At 63.1% G+C, this 15,622-nt stretch carries 15 protein-coding genes; 9 read left to right on the top strand and 6 right to left on the bottom strand.

The genetic code is table 11. From position 1 onward, the window contains the following. Nucleotides 1-83: 83 nt before the first annotated feature. The 9 genes from IG169_RS08665 (at nucleotide 84) to IG169_RS08625 (ending at nucleotide 9,979) form a co-directional block, all read left to right on the top strand. Nucleotides 84-1,052: a 3-keto-5-aminohexanoate cleavage protein gene (locus IG169_RS08665; protein WP_193175803.1), complete on the top strand. Its 969-nt coding sequence runs from the start codon at nucleotides 84-86 to the stop codon at nucleotides 1,050-1,052. Further along, entirely contained in the window at nucleotides 1,045-2,637 is a 1,593-nt protein-coding gene (locus tag IG169_RS08660; RefSeq protein WP_193175802.1) for a carboxylesterase/lipase family protein, read from the top strand. Before IG169_RS08665 ends, IG169_RS08660 begins: the two co-directional genes overlap by 8 nt. Before the next feature lie 19 nt (nucleotides 2,638-2,656). Then, nucleotides 2,657-3,841 carry an acetyl-CoA C-acyltransferase gene (locus IG169_RS08655; RefSeq protein WP_193175801.1) on the top strand — a complete coding sequence of 395 codons (1,185 nt, stop codon included), beginning with the start codon at nucleotides 2,657-2,659 and terminating at the stop codon, nucleotides 3,839-3,841. Nucleotides 3,842-3,889: 48 nt separating this feature from the next. Continuing rightward, nucleotides 3,890-4,786 carry an SDR family NAD(P)-dependent oxidoreductase gene (locus IG169_RS08650; protein ID WP_210325930.1) on the top strand — a complete coding sequence of 299 codons (897 nt, stop codon included), beginning with the start codon at nucleotides 3,890-3,892 and terminating at the stop codon, nucleotides 4,784-4,786. Nucleotides 4,787-4,924: 138 nt separating this feature from the next. Next, nucleotides 4,925-6,172, top strand: coding sequence for a branched-chain amino acid ABC transporter substrate-binding protein (locus tag IG169_RS08645; protein ID WP_193175800.1), 1,248 nt, complete (start codon nucleotides 4,925-4,927; stop codon nucleotides 6,170-6,172). 102 nt (nucleotides 6,173-6,274) lie between these two features. Then, nucleotides 6,275-7,225, top strand: coding sequence for a branched-chain amino acid ABC transporter permease (locus IG169_RS08640; protein WP_193175799.1), 951 nt, complete (start codon nucleotides 6,275-6,277; stop codon nucleotides 7,223-7,225). Next, nucleotides 7,222-8,529, top strand: a complete 1,308-nt coding sequence (locus tag IG169_RS08635) for a branched-chain amino acid ABC transporter permease (RefSeq protein ID WP_193175798.1) — start codon at nucleotides 7,222-7,224, stop codon at nucleotides 8,527-8,529. The genes IG169_RS08640 and IG169_RS08635 overlap by 4 nt, the downstream gene beginning before the upstream one ends. Continuing rightward, entirely contained in the window at nucleotides 8,526-9,284 is a 759-nt protein-coding gene (locus IG169_RS08630) for an ABC transporter ATP-binding protein (protein WP_193175797.1), read from the top strand. The genes IG169_RS08635 and IG169_RS08630 overlap by 4 nt, the downstream gene beginning before the upstream one ends. Further along, nucleotides 9,284-9,979: an ABC transporter ATP-binding protein gene (locus IG169_RS08625; protein ID WP_193176091.1), complete on the top strand. Its 696-nt coding sequence runs from the start codon at nucleotides 9,284-9,286 to the stop codon at nucleotides 9,977-9,979. The genes IG169_RS08630 and IG169_RS08625 overlap by 1 nt, the downstream gene beginning before the upstream one ends. Here the strand turns inward: IG169_RS08625 and IG169_RS08620 are convergent. The 6 genes from IG169_RS08620 to IG169_RS08595 form a co-directional block, all read right to left on the bottom strand. Then, complete coding sequence (locus tag IG169_RS08620; RefSeq protein ID WP_193175796.1) at nucleotides 9,954-10,637, bottom strand: alpha/beta hydrolase; 684 nt, start codon at nucleotides 10,635-10,637, stop codon at nucleotides 9,954-9,956. The genes IG169_RS08625 and IG169_RS08620 overlap by 26 nt on opposite strands. Before the next feature lie 70 nt (nucleotides 10,638-10,707). Then, entirely contained in the window at nucleotides 10,708-12,429 is a 1,722-nt protein-coding gene (locus IG169_RS08615) for an ABC transporter substrate-binding protein (RefSeq protein WP_193175795.1), read from the bottom strand. A gap of 89 nt (nucleotides 12,430-12,518) precedes the next feature. After that, nucleotides 12,519-12,791, bottom strand: a complete 273-nt coding sequence (locus IG169_RS08610; protein ID WP_193175794.1) for a DUF2160 domain-containing protein — start codon at nucleotides 12,789-12,791, stop codon at nucleotides 12,519-12,521. Between the two features lie 23 nt (nucleotides 12,792-12,814). Continuing rightward, a complete protein-coding gene (locus tag IG169_RS08605) occupies nucleotides 12,815-13,591 on the bottom strand; it encodes a carbohydrate ABC transporter permease (protein ID WP_246717284.1) in 777 nt (258 codons plus the stop codon). Between the two features lie 71 nt (nucleotides 13,592-13,662). Continuing rightward, complete coding sequence (locus IG169_RS08600) at nucleotides 13,663-14,538, bottom strand: carbohydrate ABC transporter permease (RefSeq protein ID WP_193175792.1); 876 nt, start codon at nucleotides 14,536-14,538, stop codon at nucleotides 13,663-13,665. Continuing rightward, complete coding sequence (locus tag IG169_RS08595) at nucleotides 14,538-15,614, bottom strand: ABC transporter ATP-binding protein (protein ID WP_193175791.1); 1,077 nt, start codon at nucleotides 15,612-15,614, stop codon at nucleotides 14,538-14,540. The genes IG169_RS08600 and IG169_RS08595 overlap by 1 nt, the downstream gene beginning before the upstream one ends. Between the last annotated feature and the right edge of the window lie 8 nt (nucleotides 15,615-15,622).

The following is a 15,622-nucleotide window of genomic DNA, read 5'->3' as shown; positions in this document are numbered from 1 at the left end:
GGGACGGTAGAGGACTACGGTTTGGGCAAGGCCATGCCGGGCCGACCCGCCGCCGGCCGCCAGCTTTGCCTAAAGGGCGCGGCGTGAGGACCGGCAGGCGCAAGATCGTCATCTCCTGCGCCGTGACGGGTGCGGTGCATACCCCGTCCATGTCAGAGTTCCTGCCATATACGCCGGAGCAGATCGCGCGGCAGGCGATCGACGCCGCACGGGCGGGCGCCGCCATTCTCCATCTCGATGCGCGAAATCCCGCCGACGGAAGCCCGGCGCATGACGCCGATATATACGACAGTTTCGTCCCGGAAATCAGGGCGCAGACCGATGCGATTATCGCGGTCCCGACCGGCGGCGGGCTTCCGGTCCCGCTCGACGAGCGTCTCGCCTGCGCGCTCTCCGCGAAACCGGACGTCTTTTCGATAGACATGGGAGCGACGAGCCGCTCCTACCGGAAATCCGCGCGGGGAATTTCCGACTGGAAATACGATTGGGAAAAGGGGTTTGTCGAAGCCTCCGACAGTCTGGTGCACGGCCACACGCTGCACGATATTAAGACCGTTCTCGCCCGGCTCGGCCACGGAAACGACTCACGTTTTGGTTTCGAGTGCCACGATCCGAGCCATCTCCACAACCTGGCCCATTGTATGGAAAAGGGGTTGGTGCAGGGGCCACTCTTCATTCAGTTTCATTTCGGCCTTGTCGGCGGGCTCGGAAGTGACCCCGACAATGTCCACATGATGCTGGGTACGGCGGACCGACTTTTAGGGCGCGACGGCTACGAATTCTCGGTCGCCGCGCACGGGCGACATCAGATCCCGCTTGTCGCGCTCGGCGCCATCATGGGCGGCCATGTCCGCGTCGGGCTGGCCGATAGCCTCTATCTCGGCAAGGGTCTGCTGGCCACGTCCTGTGCAGCTCAGGTTTTGAAAATCCGACGCATCATCGAAGACCTGTCGTTCGAGATCGCGAGCGCTGAAGAGGCACGCGAGATCCTGCAGGTCGAGGGCCCGGCCCGGCTCGGCCGCGTGGCGGGGGAAGCGAGACTCAATGGCTGAGGCCGCAGTGAAAACCCGGACCTTCGGGTCCGTCGTCCAATGCCCGTCCGGCGCGTTGCGCGGAACGACAGAGGATGGGCTGTGCGTCTTCAAGGGCATTCCCTATGCCTTGCCGCCAGTAGGCGCGCACCGCTGGACGCCGCCGCGTCCGGTTCCGCCATGGAACGGCGTGCGCGACGCGCTCCAGTTTGGCCATGCCTGCCCGCAGCCGCCGCGGCGGCCGGGCAGCATCTATGCCGGCGAACTGGCGGAAACGGGCGAGGACTGCCTGACCCTTAATGTCTGGACGCCGCAGGACGCCAGGCGTGCGCCGGTATTCGTCTGGATTCATGGCGGCTCGCTGATCTGGGGCGGCAGTTCCGAGCCGGTCCACGATGGTGCCGAATTTGCCAGGCGCGGGATCGTCTTCGTGTCGATCAACTACCGGCTCGGCATTTTCGGTTATCTCGCGCATCCGGCGTTGAGCGCGGAATCGCGCGAGGGCGTCTCGGGCAATTATGGGCTACTCGACCAGATCGCGGCTCTGGAATGGGTGCGCGACAATATCGCGTCCTTTGGTGGTGATCCGGGAAATGTCACTGTCGCGGGCGAATCTGCCGGCGCGCTGAGCGTGCTCTATCTGATGTGCGCGCCGCGGGCACGCAGACTGTTTTCCAAGGCAGTCGCGCAGAGCGCCTACGCTATCTCGATGCCCGATCTGAGACTGCCCCGCTTTGGCGAGGAACCGGCGGAATCGATCGGCGACCGCATGGTGGCGGCGCTCGGCGCGCGCGACATCGCGCAGCTACGGGCGATGGACGCGACGGAACTCGCCGCTGCCGCTGCAAGGAAGGGATTCCAGCCCTCGGGCTGCGTCGATCGTCATGTCCTGCACCGGCAGGTCGTCGAGACCTTCGAGCGTGGCGAACAGGCGAAAGTTCCGCTGTTGGCCGGGTTCAATAGCGGCGAAATCCGTTCGCTTCCGTTCCTGGCGCCCGACGCTCCCGGGAGCGCGGCGAGCTACGAGGCGGAAATCCGCGGCCGCTACGGCGAACTCGCCGACGATTTCCTGAAACTCTACCCGTCCGCAGACATGGGCGAGAGCATTCTCGCCGCGACGCGGGACGCGCTCTATGGCTGGACCGCCGAGAAACTGGCAACGGAGCAGGGCAAGCAAGGCGCGCCCGCCTATCTCTACCTGTTCGACCATGCCTGGCCGGCGGCGACGCAAGTCGGGCTTCGCGGCTTCCATGCCGGCGAAATACCCTACGTGTTCGGCACGCTGGACCGGACGCCGCCGCGCTGGCCGAAAGTGCCGGTAAACGCGGCGGAACGGGCATTCTCCGGCGCAATGACGGACTACTGGTCGTCGTTTGCCGCGACCGGTTTCCCCGTCGCGGCCGGCCATGCGGATTGGCGGCGGCATGCGGAGGGTGGATTCTGGATGCGTTTCGGTGACAGGCCCAAAGCCTCGGGCAATCCGTTCCCGGGCGCATATCCGTTGCATGAGGAAGTGGCGCGGCGGCGACGGAAAGCCGGCGACATCGCCTGGAACTGGAATGTCGGTATCGCGTCGCCGCCATTGCCGAAAGCGGCATCAAACTGAGATCACGGAGAACTTGCCCATGAGAGAAGCAGTCATCGTCAGCACGGCGCGCACCGGCATCGGCAAGGCTTTTCGCGGCAGCCTGAATGCCATCAAGTCGCCAACCCTGGCCGGCCATGTCCTCCGACACGCAACCGAGCGCGCCGGAATCGAGGCAGGCGAAATCGAGGATTTCGTTCTGGGCACGGTGCTTTGTGCGGGCACGGCAGGGATGAACCTCGCCCGAAACGCCGTTTTCGCGGCAGGCGCGCCATCGAGAGTGTCCGGCCAGACGATGGACCGGCAATGCGCGTCCGGCCTGATGGCTGTGGCGACGGCGGCCAAACAGGTCATGGTCGACGGCATGGACGTGGTCGCCGCCGGCGGACAGGAGAACATTTCCGCCGTCCAGAACCAGTATTTCGGCTGGGTACAGCAGGAAGCCGATCCGAACGTCATCGCGCAACAGGAACACGCCTACATGCCGATGCTGCAGACCGCGGAGTGCGTCGCGAAGAAATACGGCGTCAGCCGCGAGGCGCAGGATGAATACGCGCTGCAGTCGCAGCAGCGCACCGCGCAGGCGCAGGCTAACGGCGCCTTCGACGACGAGATCGTGCCGATCACCGCGACGATGGCCGTGAAGGACAAGCAGACCGGCGAGGTCACGATGAAAGAGGTGACGCTCGACCGCGACGAGGGCAACCGGCCGCAGACGACGCTGGAATCGCTGTCCGGCCTCAACCCGGTCATCGAGGGTGGCGTCATCAGCGCCGGCAATGCCAGCCAGCTTTCCGACGGCGCGTCGGCCTGCATCCTGATGGAGGCGAAGATGGCAGAGAAGCGCGGGCTGGAGCCGCTCGGCACCTATCGCGGCATGACGGTGGCCGGCTGCCCTCCCGAAGAGATGGGCATCGGGCCGATCCATGCCGTGCCGAAGCTTTTGAAACAGCACGGCCTGACAATCGATGACATCGGATTGTGGGAGCTGAACGAGGCCTTCGCGGTGCAGGCGCTCTATTGCCGCGATCATCTCGGCATCGACCCGGATATCTACAACGTCAATGGCGGCGGTATCTCCATCGGCCATCCCTACGGGATGACCGGCGCGCGCCTGGTCGGCCATGCGCTGATCGAGGGCAGGAGGCGCGGCGCGAAATACGTCGTCGTCACCATGTGCGTGGGCGGCGGCATGGGCGCGGCGGGTTTGTTCGTAGTCCACTGACGAAAATGCGCGAGGCGACGGAACGAAATTGAGGCAGGGAGAAGAGGAATGATGGAATTGCGCGATCGAACTGCGATCGTCACGGGCGCCGGCAGGGGGCTTGGCAGAAGCCATGCGCTTGCGCTGGCCGGGCTCGGGGCCAAGGTCGTCGTCAACGACATGAGCGGCGAGAATGCCGAAAACGTCGCCGACGAGATCAGGGCCGGGGGCGGCGAGGCGATCGCGTTCGCGGGCTCGGTGACCGACGAAGGCAAGGTCGCGGATATGGTCGCGGATGCGATGGCCGCCTTCGGGCGCATCGACATCCTGATCAACAATGCCGGAATCCTTCGCGACAAGTCCTTCGCCAAGATGGATCTCGACGATTTCCGCACGGTGGTCGATGTTCACCTGATGGGGGCGGTCGTCTGCACCAAGGCGGTCTGGGAGATCATGCGCGAGCAGCGCCACGGCCGCATCGTCATGACGACCTCGTCGTCGGGGCTCTACGGCAATTTCGGCCAGTCGAACTATGGCGCCGCCAAAATGGCGCTGGTCGGCCTGATGCAGACGCTGGCGCTGGAAGGCGAGAAATACGGCATCCGGGTAAATTGCCTGGCGCCGACGGCAGCGACCCAGATGACGCAGGGTGTGCTTTCGGAGAACGCGCTGACGCGGCTTTCGCCCGATTTCGTCAGCGAAGGCCTGCTGGCGCTTGTCGGCGACGAGGCGCCGACAAGGGCGATCCTGTGCGCCGGGGCGGGATATTTCGCGCGCGCCAACATCACATTGACGAAGGGCGCCTGGATCGGCGGCGGCGAGGGAGCCGCCTACAAGGTCGTCGAGGCGTGGGACAGGATCGGTGACCGATCGGGCGACATGGTGCCGGACAACTGTTTTGCCCAGTCGCAGCAGGAACTTGCCGGGGCAGGGGTGGACACCCACGCCTCGGCGGCAAAGGGATAAGCCGGCTCCGATGCCGGCTTGACGGGGCGGACCCTGGCCGCTGCCACGCTTACAGGAGGAGTGAGAGGCAGCAGAAGGCGGGAGATGCTCAAGATCGAAGGCAGTGGATGATCCGCTGTCGAATTCAGGAGGAGTACCATGAGGAAACTTTTCGTCTCGACGGCCATCGCGCTGTCAGTCTTCGGCGCGACCGCCTTCCACGCGGCCGCCGAGGACACGCTCAAGATCGGTTATGTCGACCCGCTTTCGGGCGGCGGCGCCGCCGCAGGCCAGATCGGCCTGAACCAGCTCAAATACATCGCCGAAGAGGTCAACGCGAATGGCGGAGTGCTCGGCAAGCAGGTCGAGATCATTCCCTACGACAACAAACTCGATCCGCAGGTCTCCCTGGTTCAGGTCCAGAAGGCCATCGACCAGGGCGTTCGCATCATCGTTCAGGGTAACGGCTCGTCCGTGGCGTCGGCCGTCGAGAGCTTCGTCACCAAGTTCAACTCGCGCAATCCCGGCAAGGAAGTGGTCCACATCAACCATGCCGCCATCGACCCGTCGCTGACCAACGACAATTGCAGCTACTGGCACTTCGCCTTCGACGCCAATGTCAACATCAAGGTCGAGGCGATGACCAACTTCATGAAGGCGAACGACGCCATCAAGAAGGTCTACCTGATCAGCCAGGACTATTCGTTCGGTCACTCGGTGGCCGATGCCGCGGCCAAGAAGCTCGGCGCGGAAGGCTCCAGCATCGAGGTAGTCGGCAACGAGTTCGTTCCGCTGCAGAAGGTGACCGACTTCTCGCCCTACATCGCCAAGATCAAGGCGTCGGGCGCGGATTCTGTAATGACCGCCAACTGGGGCAACGACCTCCAGCTGCTGATCAAGGCCGCGGGCGACGCCGGAATGGACGTCAACTGGTACACCTTCTATGCCGGTCTCGCCGGCACGCCGACCGCCATCAAGCAGGCGAGTCTCGAGGACAAGGTTTTCCAGATCACCGAGGGCGTGAACAATATCGACTACAAGCCGATGCAGGACAAGGTGAAGGAGTACATGGCCAAGTACCCCGACGCGCCGATCTACTATCCGCGCCTCTTCAACGCGATGGGCATGGTCTTCAAGGCGGTCGAGGAAGCAGGCTCCGACGATCCGGTGAAGTTCGTGCCGAAGCTGGAAGGCATGCACTATGCCGACTTCATCGACGGCAAGGAGGGCTTCATGCGCGCTGACGACCACCAGTACTTCCAGACGATGTACATCTCCGGTCTCGGCCCGCTTGGCGCCAACCAGCCCTTCGACGAGGAAGGCACCGGCTGGGGCTGGAAGGTGGCGGCGACCGTTCCCGTCGACGACACGATCGTCTCGACCACCTGTCAGATGGAACGCCCGTAGCGGCAGAAGGCGGCAATGGCGGCGCCCGGGAATACTCGGGCGCCGCCGGTCTTCCGGCAATTGCCGCGCGCGATCCGGAAGACGCCGGGAGGGGGATTATCCATGCTTGAGATCGGTCTCATTTCTACGCTCAATGGCGTCCTGTTCGGAATGCTGCTGTTCCTGATGGCCAGCGGCCTGACCGTCATCTTCTCGATGATGGGCGTACTCAACTTCGCCCATGCCAGCTTCTACATGCTCGGCGCCTTTTTCGGCTTCGAGATCAGCCGCCATGTCGGCTTCTGGCCCGGCCTGGTGATCGCGCCGGTGCTGGTCGGCGGCATCGGTATGCTCGTCGAGCGCTACGGATTGCGCACGGTCCACAAGCACGGCCACGTCGCCGAACTGCTGTTCACCTTCGGCCTGACCTTCATCATCGAGGAACTGGTGCAGATGGTCTGGGGCAAGCTGGCGGTCGACTACCGCGTGCCGCAATTGCTCGATTTCCCCGCCTTCACGATCTTCTCAACCGAGTACCCGGCGTTCAAGCTCTTCGAGCTTTTCATTTCCATCGCGATCTTCCTGGCGTTGCTGTTGGTGATCAAGCGCACCCGCGTCGGCCTTGTCGTGCAGGCCTCGCTCAGCCATCCGGAAATGGTCGGCATGCTCGGGCACAATGTCGACCGCGTTTTCATGCTGGTGTTCGGCGTCGGAGCGGGACTGGCCGCCGTCGCCGGGGTGATCGCCGGTCCGGCACTCGTCACGCAGTCCAACATGGCGCAATCGCTCGGCCCGATCCTGTTCGTCGTCGTCGTCGTGGGCGGCCTCGGCTCTCTCAGCGGCGCGTTCGTCGCCTCACTGCTGATCGGCCTCTTGCAGACCTTTGCCGTTGCCTCCGACGCGTCGCTTGCCGATGTCTTCGGCGAACTCACCGGAAACGGGCCCCTGATCGCCTATGTCAGCGATATCTGGAACGTCACGGTGGCGCAGCTATCCGCCGTCATGCCCTATTTGCTGCTGGTGCTGATCCTTATCTTCCGGCCGCGCGGACTGATGGGAACCCGGGAAACATGAGCAAGACGACGCAAAATGGCGCCCCGGGCCGGCCGTCCGGGCAAGGCAGCGGACTTGTCGCGACCGCCGCCATCTGGATCGCGGTGGCTGTGGTGCTCGCGGTCCTGCCGCAGGTCTTCAGTTCGGGGCTGGCGATTTCCACCATGTGCCTGATGGAGATCATGATCATCTTCGCGTTGTCCTACAACATGTTGCTTGGCCAGACCGGTCTCTTGTCGTTCGGGCACGCCGTGTTCTTCGGTCTTGGCGGCTACCTGACGGCGCATGCGATGAACGCGGCGCGCGGCGAGCATGCGCCGTTGCCGCTGGAAGTGTTCCCCCTCGTCGGCGGGGCGACTGGGCTTGTGTTCGGCATCCTATTCGGCGCGGTCGCGACGCGGCGCTCCGGCACCGCGTTTGCGATGATCACGCTCGGTATCGCCGAACTGGTCTCGTCGAGCGCGCTTATCCTGCGCCATGCCTTCGGCGGCGAGGAAGGCGTCGCTTTCGATCGCACGCGGGTGCTACATCTGTTCGGCATCAGCTTCGGCCCGCAGGAACAGGTCTACTACCTGATCGCCGGCTGGTGCTTCCTGTCGATGGGAGGAATGTACGCGATAACCCGCACGCCTTTCGGACGCATCTGCAATGCGGTCCGCGACAATCCCGACCGCACGGGCTTCATCGGCTATAACACCACAACGGTCCGTTTCTTGGCGTTTTCGATGGCCGGCCTGTTTGCCGGCATCGCTGGCGGACTGGCGGCTCTGAATTTCGAGATCGTGACGTCTTCGGCGATGGGCGCTGCGCAGTCGGGCACGGTCGTGCTGATGACCTTCATCGGCGGTGTCGGCAATTTCGCGGGCCCGATTATCGGAGCGATCCTCGTCACCTATTTGCAGGTGATGCTGAGCGACATCACCGGCGCCTGGCAGCTATATTTTGGGCTGCTGTTCATGGGGATGGTCATGTTTGCGCCGACCGGCATCGCAGGCCTGCTGGCGATGCAGATGCCACTGGTGCGGGCCGGGCAATTCCATCGCGTGCTCCCCTGGTATGTTCTTGCTTTGGTGCCGGGGCTGATCGCGATTACCGGAGTCAGCATGATGGTGGAGATGTGCTTTCATCTCACCGTTAACACCGCGGACGGGCCGCAAATGTCCTTTGCCCATGTAGCGTTCGACGCCAATTCGCCGCTGGCATGGGCGGTCGCGGCCGTATTGCTGGCGGGCGGCTTCTGGCTCTTCCGGCGGGCCGGGCGCAAGGCGCTGGACGCCTACGGTTCGGCGTTGGAAAAAGCGCGCAGCGGGAGGGCCGGACGATGACGAGTTCAGCACCCGCACTCGTGCTTTCCGGCCTGCGCAAGAGCTTCGGTTCGCTGGAGATTATTCGCGGCGTGGATCTCGCGGTGCCGACCGGTGAACGGCACGCCATCATTGGGCCGAACGGTGCCGGGAAATCGACGCTTTTCCACCTCATCAGCGGCCATTACCGACCGAGCGCTGGCAGCGTCAGGATGCGTGGCGAGGAGATCGGCGGCATGGCGCCGCAATTGATAAACCGACGCGGCCTGTCGCGCAGCTTCCAGATCACCAATGTCTTCCCGCGACTGAGTGTCTGGGAGAATGTACGCTGCGCCACGCTGTGGGCGCTCGGATATCGCTATTCGTTCTGGCGCAGTGTCGACCGTCTTGCCGACGCCCGCGACCGCACCGAGCAGATCCTCACCGAGATCAACCTGCTCGACCGCTGGGACATGCCGGCGGGGCTACTCACCTATGCCGAACAGCGGGCGTTGGAGATCGGGCTGACGATTGCCGGGAATGCCGACATCCTGCTTCTGGACGAGCCGACGGCCGGGATGAGCCACGCGGAGACCGACCGCATGGTCGAGCTGATCCGCCAGGTGACCGAAGGCAGGACGCTGGTGATGATCGAACACGACATGGGCGTCGTCTTCGATCTGGCCGACCGGATATCGGTGCTCGTCTATGGCGAGGTGATCGCCTCCGACACGCCGAAGCGGATCAAGGCGAATGCCGCCGTGCAGCAAGCCTATCTCGGCACGGAGGTGGCATGATGCTGACTGTCCGCGATCTTCACGCCTATTACGGCAAGAGCCACATCCTGCAGGGCGTCGACCTGGATGTCGGAACGAACGAGATTGTTTCTATCCTCGGGCGTAACGGCGTCGGCCGGTCGACGACGCTGAAGGCGATCATGGGCGATCCCGCGCCGCAGGGCGACATCGTCTTCAAGGACCGTCCGATCGCCGGCTTCAAGCCGCACGACATCGCGCGGGCCGGGATCGGCTACGTGCCGGAGGAACGGGCGATCTTTCCGTCGCTCACCGTCGAGCAGAACCTCCTCCTCGGCCTGAAACCGGGCCAGAAGGAGGGCCGCTGGAGCGTCGACGAGACGTGGCGGCTGTTCCCGCAACTGCGCGACCGGGCGGATGCGCCGGGCGGCGCACTCTCCGGCGGCGAGCAGCAGATGCTGACGATCTGCCGCACGCTGATGGGCGATCCCGACCTGATCATGATCGACGAACCGACCGAGGGACTTGCGCCGCAGATGGTCGAGCGTATCGGCGAGTTGCTACAGGAAATCGCAAAGCGCGGCATCTCGATCCTGCTGGTCGAGCAGCGGCTGGTGATCGCGATGCGGGTTTCGCACCGCGTCTATGTCATGGGCCACGGACGGATGGTCTTCGACGGCACGCCGGACGAACTGATGGCGAACGAGAAGATCAGGCAGGAATGGCTGGAAGTGTGAGCCGGTCCGCTATTTCCGACGGAACCGCAATCTGCAATCGCCGACGTGGGCGACGATCGAGGCCAGCCACGATTTCGCCTCGACATTGCCCGCCAGGAAGGCTTCCAGGAAAGCCAGTGTGATCCAGCAGACGGCCTCCCGCTGCTCGGGCCGGTTCGCCGCCGGGCGGCGCGAACTTGTACGGCTCGAGCTTCCAGTGCCAGTCCTGGCCTTTCGCGCCGCCGTCCAGCGTTCCGGTGACGTTGAGAAGGGGGCCGGATATCCCGGCCCACGATCTCTCGCGAAGCCCCTGCTGGTCGCGGCCCTGCGCGCTGAGCAGGATCGCGGCGTTGAAGCGGTCGTCGCGAAACCGGCGTGTGCCTCGCCCGGGGATGTCGATCTCGGCGCCTGCAAACAGTTGCGACGTGTAGGCGCCGAACGAATGGCCCGCGATCGCAGCTGGAACGGGCCCGGCAGACTTGCCGACGGTCTGCGCAATAACGGCGTAGAGGCCATCCATGACTCGCCGCACGATCTCGATACGCGCGAGCCAGTAGTCCGGCGAATGCAGGATCTCGAAGAGCCGGGTCCGCAGCGAGGGCAGGGTGGTCCACGCCGCCAGCCTGCCGATTGCCCTGCAGAGTTTCTTGAACTGGGGCGCGTTGTTGGCGGCCAGCATCAAACTGCTGACTCTTCGCAAATACGGAAAACCGGCCGGAGCGTGAACGCTCCGGCCGGACTATTGAGTTTTACTGCCAGGACTTGATCAACTCGTCATAGGAGACCGTCTGTCCCTGCGGCTTTTCGTTGTCCAGTTTGGCAACCGGTGACCCAGGGGCGTCAAGCCATTCCTGAGGATCCTTGGGCTCGTTCATTTTGGGTCCGATGTCGCCCTGCACGCCAGCGCGCTCGAGACGTTCCATCACCTTTTCTTGCGCCTCGCACAGCGAGTCCAGCGCCTCCTGAGGGCTCTTGGCGCCCGACATCGCATCACCGATATTCTGCCACCACAACTGCGCCAGCTTCGGATAATCCGGCACGTTCGTGCCTGTCGGCGACCACTGCACGCGGGCCGGCGAACGATAGAACTCGACGAGGCCGCCGAGTTGCGGCGCACGCTCGGTGAAGCTCTTGTCCTGGATGGTGGACTCACGGATGAATGTCAGGCCGACATGGGACTTCTTCACATCCACGGTCTTGGAGGTGACGAACTGGGCGTAGAGCCAGGCCGCCTTGGCGCGGTCGACCGGAGTCGATTTCATCAGCGTCCATGAACCGGCATCCTGATAGCCGATCTTGGTGCCCTCGGACCAGTAAGCGCCATGCGGCGACGGTGCCATGCGCCACTTCGGCGTGCCGTCGTCGTTCATCACCGGCAGGCCTTCCTTCACCATGTCGGCGGTAAACGCGGTGTACCAGAACATCTGCTGGGCGATTTCGCCTTGCGCCGGTACCGGACCGGCTTCGCCGAACGTCATGCCGGCGGCGGCGGGCGGCGAGTATTTGTTGAGCCATTCGATGGCCTTGGTGACCGCGTAGACGGCAGCGGCATCGTTGGTTGCGCCGCCACGAGCAACACAGGAGCCGACCGGCTGTGAGTTCTCGTTCACGCGAATGCCCCATTCGTCGACCGGCAGGCCGTTCGGTTCACCCTTGTCGCCCATGCCGGCCATCGACATCCATGCGTCGGTATAGCGCCAGCCGAGAGACGGGTCCTTCTTGCCGTAGTCCATATTTCCGTAGACGTTGGTCGGGCCGCCCGCATAGGACATGTCGCGCCCGGTAAAGAACTCGGCGATGTCCTCATAGGCCGACCAGTTGACCGGAACGCCGAGGTCGTAGCCGTATTTCTCCTTGAAGTCGGCCTTGGTCTTCTCGTCGTTGAACCAGTCGTAGCGGAACCAGTAGAGGTTCGCGAACTGCTGGTCTGGCAACTGATAGAGCTTGCCGTCCGGCGCGGTCGTGAAGCTGGTACCGATGAAGTCAGCGACGTCGAGACCGGGATTGGTGACATCCTTGCCTTCGCCTTCCATCCAGTCCGACAGGATGCGGGCCTGCTGGTAGCGCCAATGGGTGCCGATCAGGTCGCTGTCGTTGATATAGGCGTCATAGATGTTCTCGCCCGACTGCATCTGCGTCTGCAGCTTCTCGACCACATCGCCTTCACCGATCAGGTCATGGGTGACCTTGATGCCGGTTATGGCGGTGAAGGCCGGGGCCAGCACTTTCGATTCATACTCATGGGTGGTGATCGTTTCGGACACCACCTTGATGTCCATGCCCTGGAACGGCTTGGCGGCATCGATGAACCATTGCATCTCCGCTTCCTGGTCGGCACGCGAGAGCGTCGACAGATCGCCGATCTCGCTGTCGAGAAAGGCCTTTGCCTCGTCCATTCCGGCCCAGGCCGGACTGGTCATCATGCCTGCGATCATTGCAAGCGCGGTTGTCGTCTTCAGATACAGCTTCATAATGGTCCTCCCAATTTTGCGAAGCGGTTTCGACGTTCGCAATCCGGCGCGCAAACCGTTGCATGCCGGACGGCATTCTTCGGACCTGCTCACACCCAGCGGAAAACCGCCGTGGCATAGAGCAGGCAGACGATCAGCGCGCCCCATTGGGGCAGGCTGACCAGACCAAGCCAGGCCAGATTGATAAAGGCCGAGCCAAGCAGTGTGATGAAGAGGCGGTCGCCGCGCGTCGTCTCGATGCGCAGGACGCCGATGCGGGGCGATTCCGGAAAGCGGATCGCAATGATCGAAAAGACCGTCAGCAGCGACGCTATAACGATAAAGAAGATCGCCGTCGGCGCGGTCCAAGCCATCCAGTCCATGGAATTTCCTCCCCTCTTGCCGCTTACACCCGCCCGAGGGCGAAGCCCTTGGCGATGTAGTTGCGGACGAAATAGATCACGAGCGCACCGGGAACGATGGTCAGCACGCCGGCGGCGGCCAGCACGCCCCAGTCAAGGCCCGATGCGGAAACGGTACGCGTCATCGTCGCCGCGATCGGCTTGGCGTTGACGCTGGTCAGCGTGCGGCTGAGCAAAAGCTCCACCCACGAGAACATGAAGCAGAAGAAGGCGGTGACGCCGATGCCCGATGCGATCAATGGCATGAAAATGCGCGTGAAGAAGCGGCCGAAGGAATAGCCGTCGAGATAGGCGGTCTCGTCTATCTCCTTGGGCACGCCGCGCATGAAGCCTTCCAGGATCCAGACCGCCAGCGGCACGTTGAACAGGCAATGGGCGAGCGCAACGGCAATGTGGGTGTCGAACAGGCCGACCGACGAATAGAGCTGGAAGAAGGGCAGGGCGAACACCGCCGGCGGCGCCATCCGGTTGGTCAGCAGCCAGAAGAACAGGTGCTTGTCGCCCATGAAGGAATAGCGCGAAAAGGCATAGGCGGCGGGCAACGCGACGGTGATCGAGATCACCGTGTTGATCACGACGTAGATCAGCGAATTGACGTAACCCATATACCAGGACGAATCCGTCAGGATCGTCATGTAGTTGGCGAATGTCAGATCGCGCGGCCAAAGCGAGAAGGTCGATAGGATCTCCTGATTGGTCTTCAGGCTCATGTTGAGGAGCCAGTAGATCGGCAACAGCAGGAAGACGAGGTAGATCGTCATCACGATCGCGGAGCTGTTGATCCTCGGCAGCGCCCGGGCGCCTGCCGGCGCCTTGATGGTCAGGGCATCGGTCATGACACGCCATCCCTTTTCTCGAGGTTTGTCATCACGGTGTAGAACACCCAGCAGATCAGCAGGATCACGAGGAAATACATGATCGAGAAGGCTGCCGCCGGGCCCAGGTCGAACTGGCCAAGCGCCATCTTGACGAGGTCGATCGACAGGAAAGTCGTCGAATTGCCTGGCCCTCCGCCCGTCACGACGAAGGGCTCGGTGTAGATCATGAAGCTGTCCATGAAGCGCAGAAGGATCGCGATCATCAACACGCCCTGCATCTTCGGCAGTTCGATGTAGCGAAACACGCTCCAGCGACTGGCCTGGTCGATCTTGGCGGCCTGGTAATAGGCATCCGGGATCGATTGCAGTCCGGCATAGGCAAGCAGTGCGACCAGCGAGGTCCAGTGCCAGACATCCATGACGATCACGGTGGCCCACGCGGCAAAGAGATGCTGCGTATAATTGTACGGTATGCCGAGATTCTCCAGCGTGTAGCCGAGCAGACCGATGTCGACGCGGCCGAATATCTGCCAGATCGTGCCGACCACGTTCCACGGGATCAGCAGCGGCAGCGCCATCAGCACCAGGCAGACGGACGCCCAGAAGCCGCGTTTCGGCATGCTGAGCGCGACCAGGATTCCGAGCGGCACCTCGATCGCCAGGATGATCGCCGAAAAGAGGAGCTGGCGGCCGAGCGCGTTCCACATGCGCTCCGAATGCAGCATCTCGTCGAACCACTCGAGGCCCGCCCAGAAGAACTTGTTGTTACCGAACGTGTCCTGCACCGAATAGTTCACCACGGTCATCAGCGGGATGACGGCGGAGAAGGCGACCAGCACGAGAACCGGCAGGACCAGGAGCCAGGCTTTCTGATTGACTGTTTTCTCCATCAGGCGGCCTCCCCGGTCACGCGCCAGTCATTGGCATAGACGTTGACCCGCGCCGGATCGAAGGTGACGCGCGTCATCTCCGAACCGATCGCTTCACCCTCTTTCGCTATGATGTTGATGTCGTTGCCGAAAAACTCCGCCCTCACGATCTTGTGGCGGCCGACATCCTCCACGCGGCGGATGCGCACCGGCAAGCCGTCCTTGTCGGACAGTTTCGCGTATTCAGGGCGCACGCCGATCACCACCTCGCCGTCGAGCTTGCCGTAGGCTCGGGCAAGCTGGATCAACGACCCGTTGACATGCGCCCGGTTGCCCTCGATGCGAGCCGGGATGATGTTCATGCCCGGGGAGCCGATGAAATAGCCGACGAAGGTGTGCTCCGGCGTCTCGAACAGTTCTTCCGGCGTGCCAATCTGCACCACCCGGCCGTCGAACATGACCACCACCTTGTCGGCGAAGGTCAGCGCTTCCGTCTGGTCGTGCGTGACATAGATCATGGTGTGACCGAACTGACGGTGCAGCGACTTGAGCTGGGTGCGCAGCTCCCACTTCATGTGCGGATCGATCACCGTCAGCGGCTCGTCGAAGAGCAGCGCGTTGACGTCTTCGCGCACCATGCCGCGGCCAAGCGATATCTTCTGTTTGGCATCCGCCGTGAGACCGCGCGCCTTGCGGTCGAGTTCGGCCTCCATGTCGATCATGCGCGCGACCGTCTGAACGCGCTCGGCGACATAGGCGGCATCCGCGCCGCGGTTCTTGAGCGGAAAGGCGAGATTCTGGCGCACCGACATCGTGTCGTAGACGACCGGGAACTGGAACACCTGGGCGATGTTGCGCTCGGCCGTCGGCGCACTCGTGACATCCCGGTCGTCGAACAGCACGCGACCCTGACTGGGTTTCAACAGGCCGGAGATGATGTTGAGCAATGTGGTCTTGCCGCATCCCGACGAGCCGAGCAGCGCATAGGCTTCGCCGTCGGTCCATTCGTGGTTCAGTTCCTTGAGCGCGAAATCCTCCTCGCCTTTCGGGTTCGGCAGATAGGAATGCGCCAGGTTGTCGAGTGTTATCTTGGCCATGCGTTCCT

Source organism: Oricola nitratireducens, assembly GCF_014904745.1.
Classification (GTDB): Bacteria; Pseudomonadota; Alphaproteobacteria; order Rhizobiales; family Rhizobiaceae; genus Oricola; species Oricola nitratireducens.
Note: the sequence above shows the minus strand (reverse complement) of the source record. Positions and strands in the feature narration are given on the sequence as shown.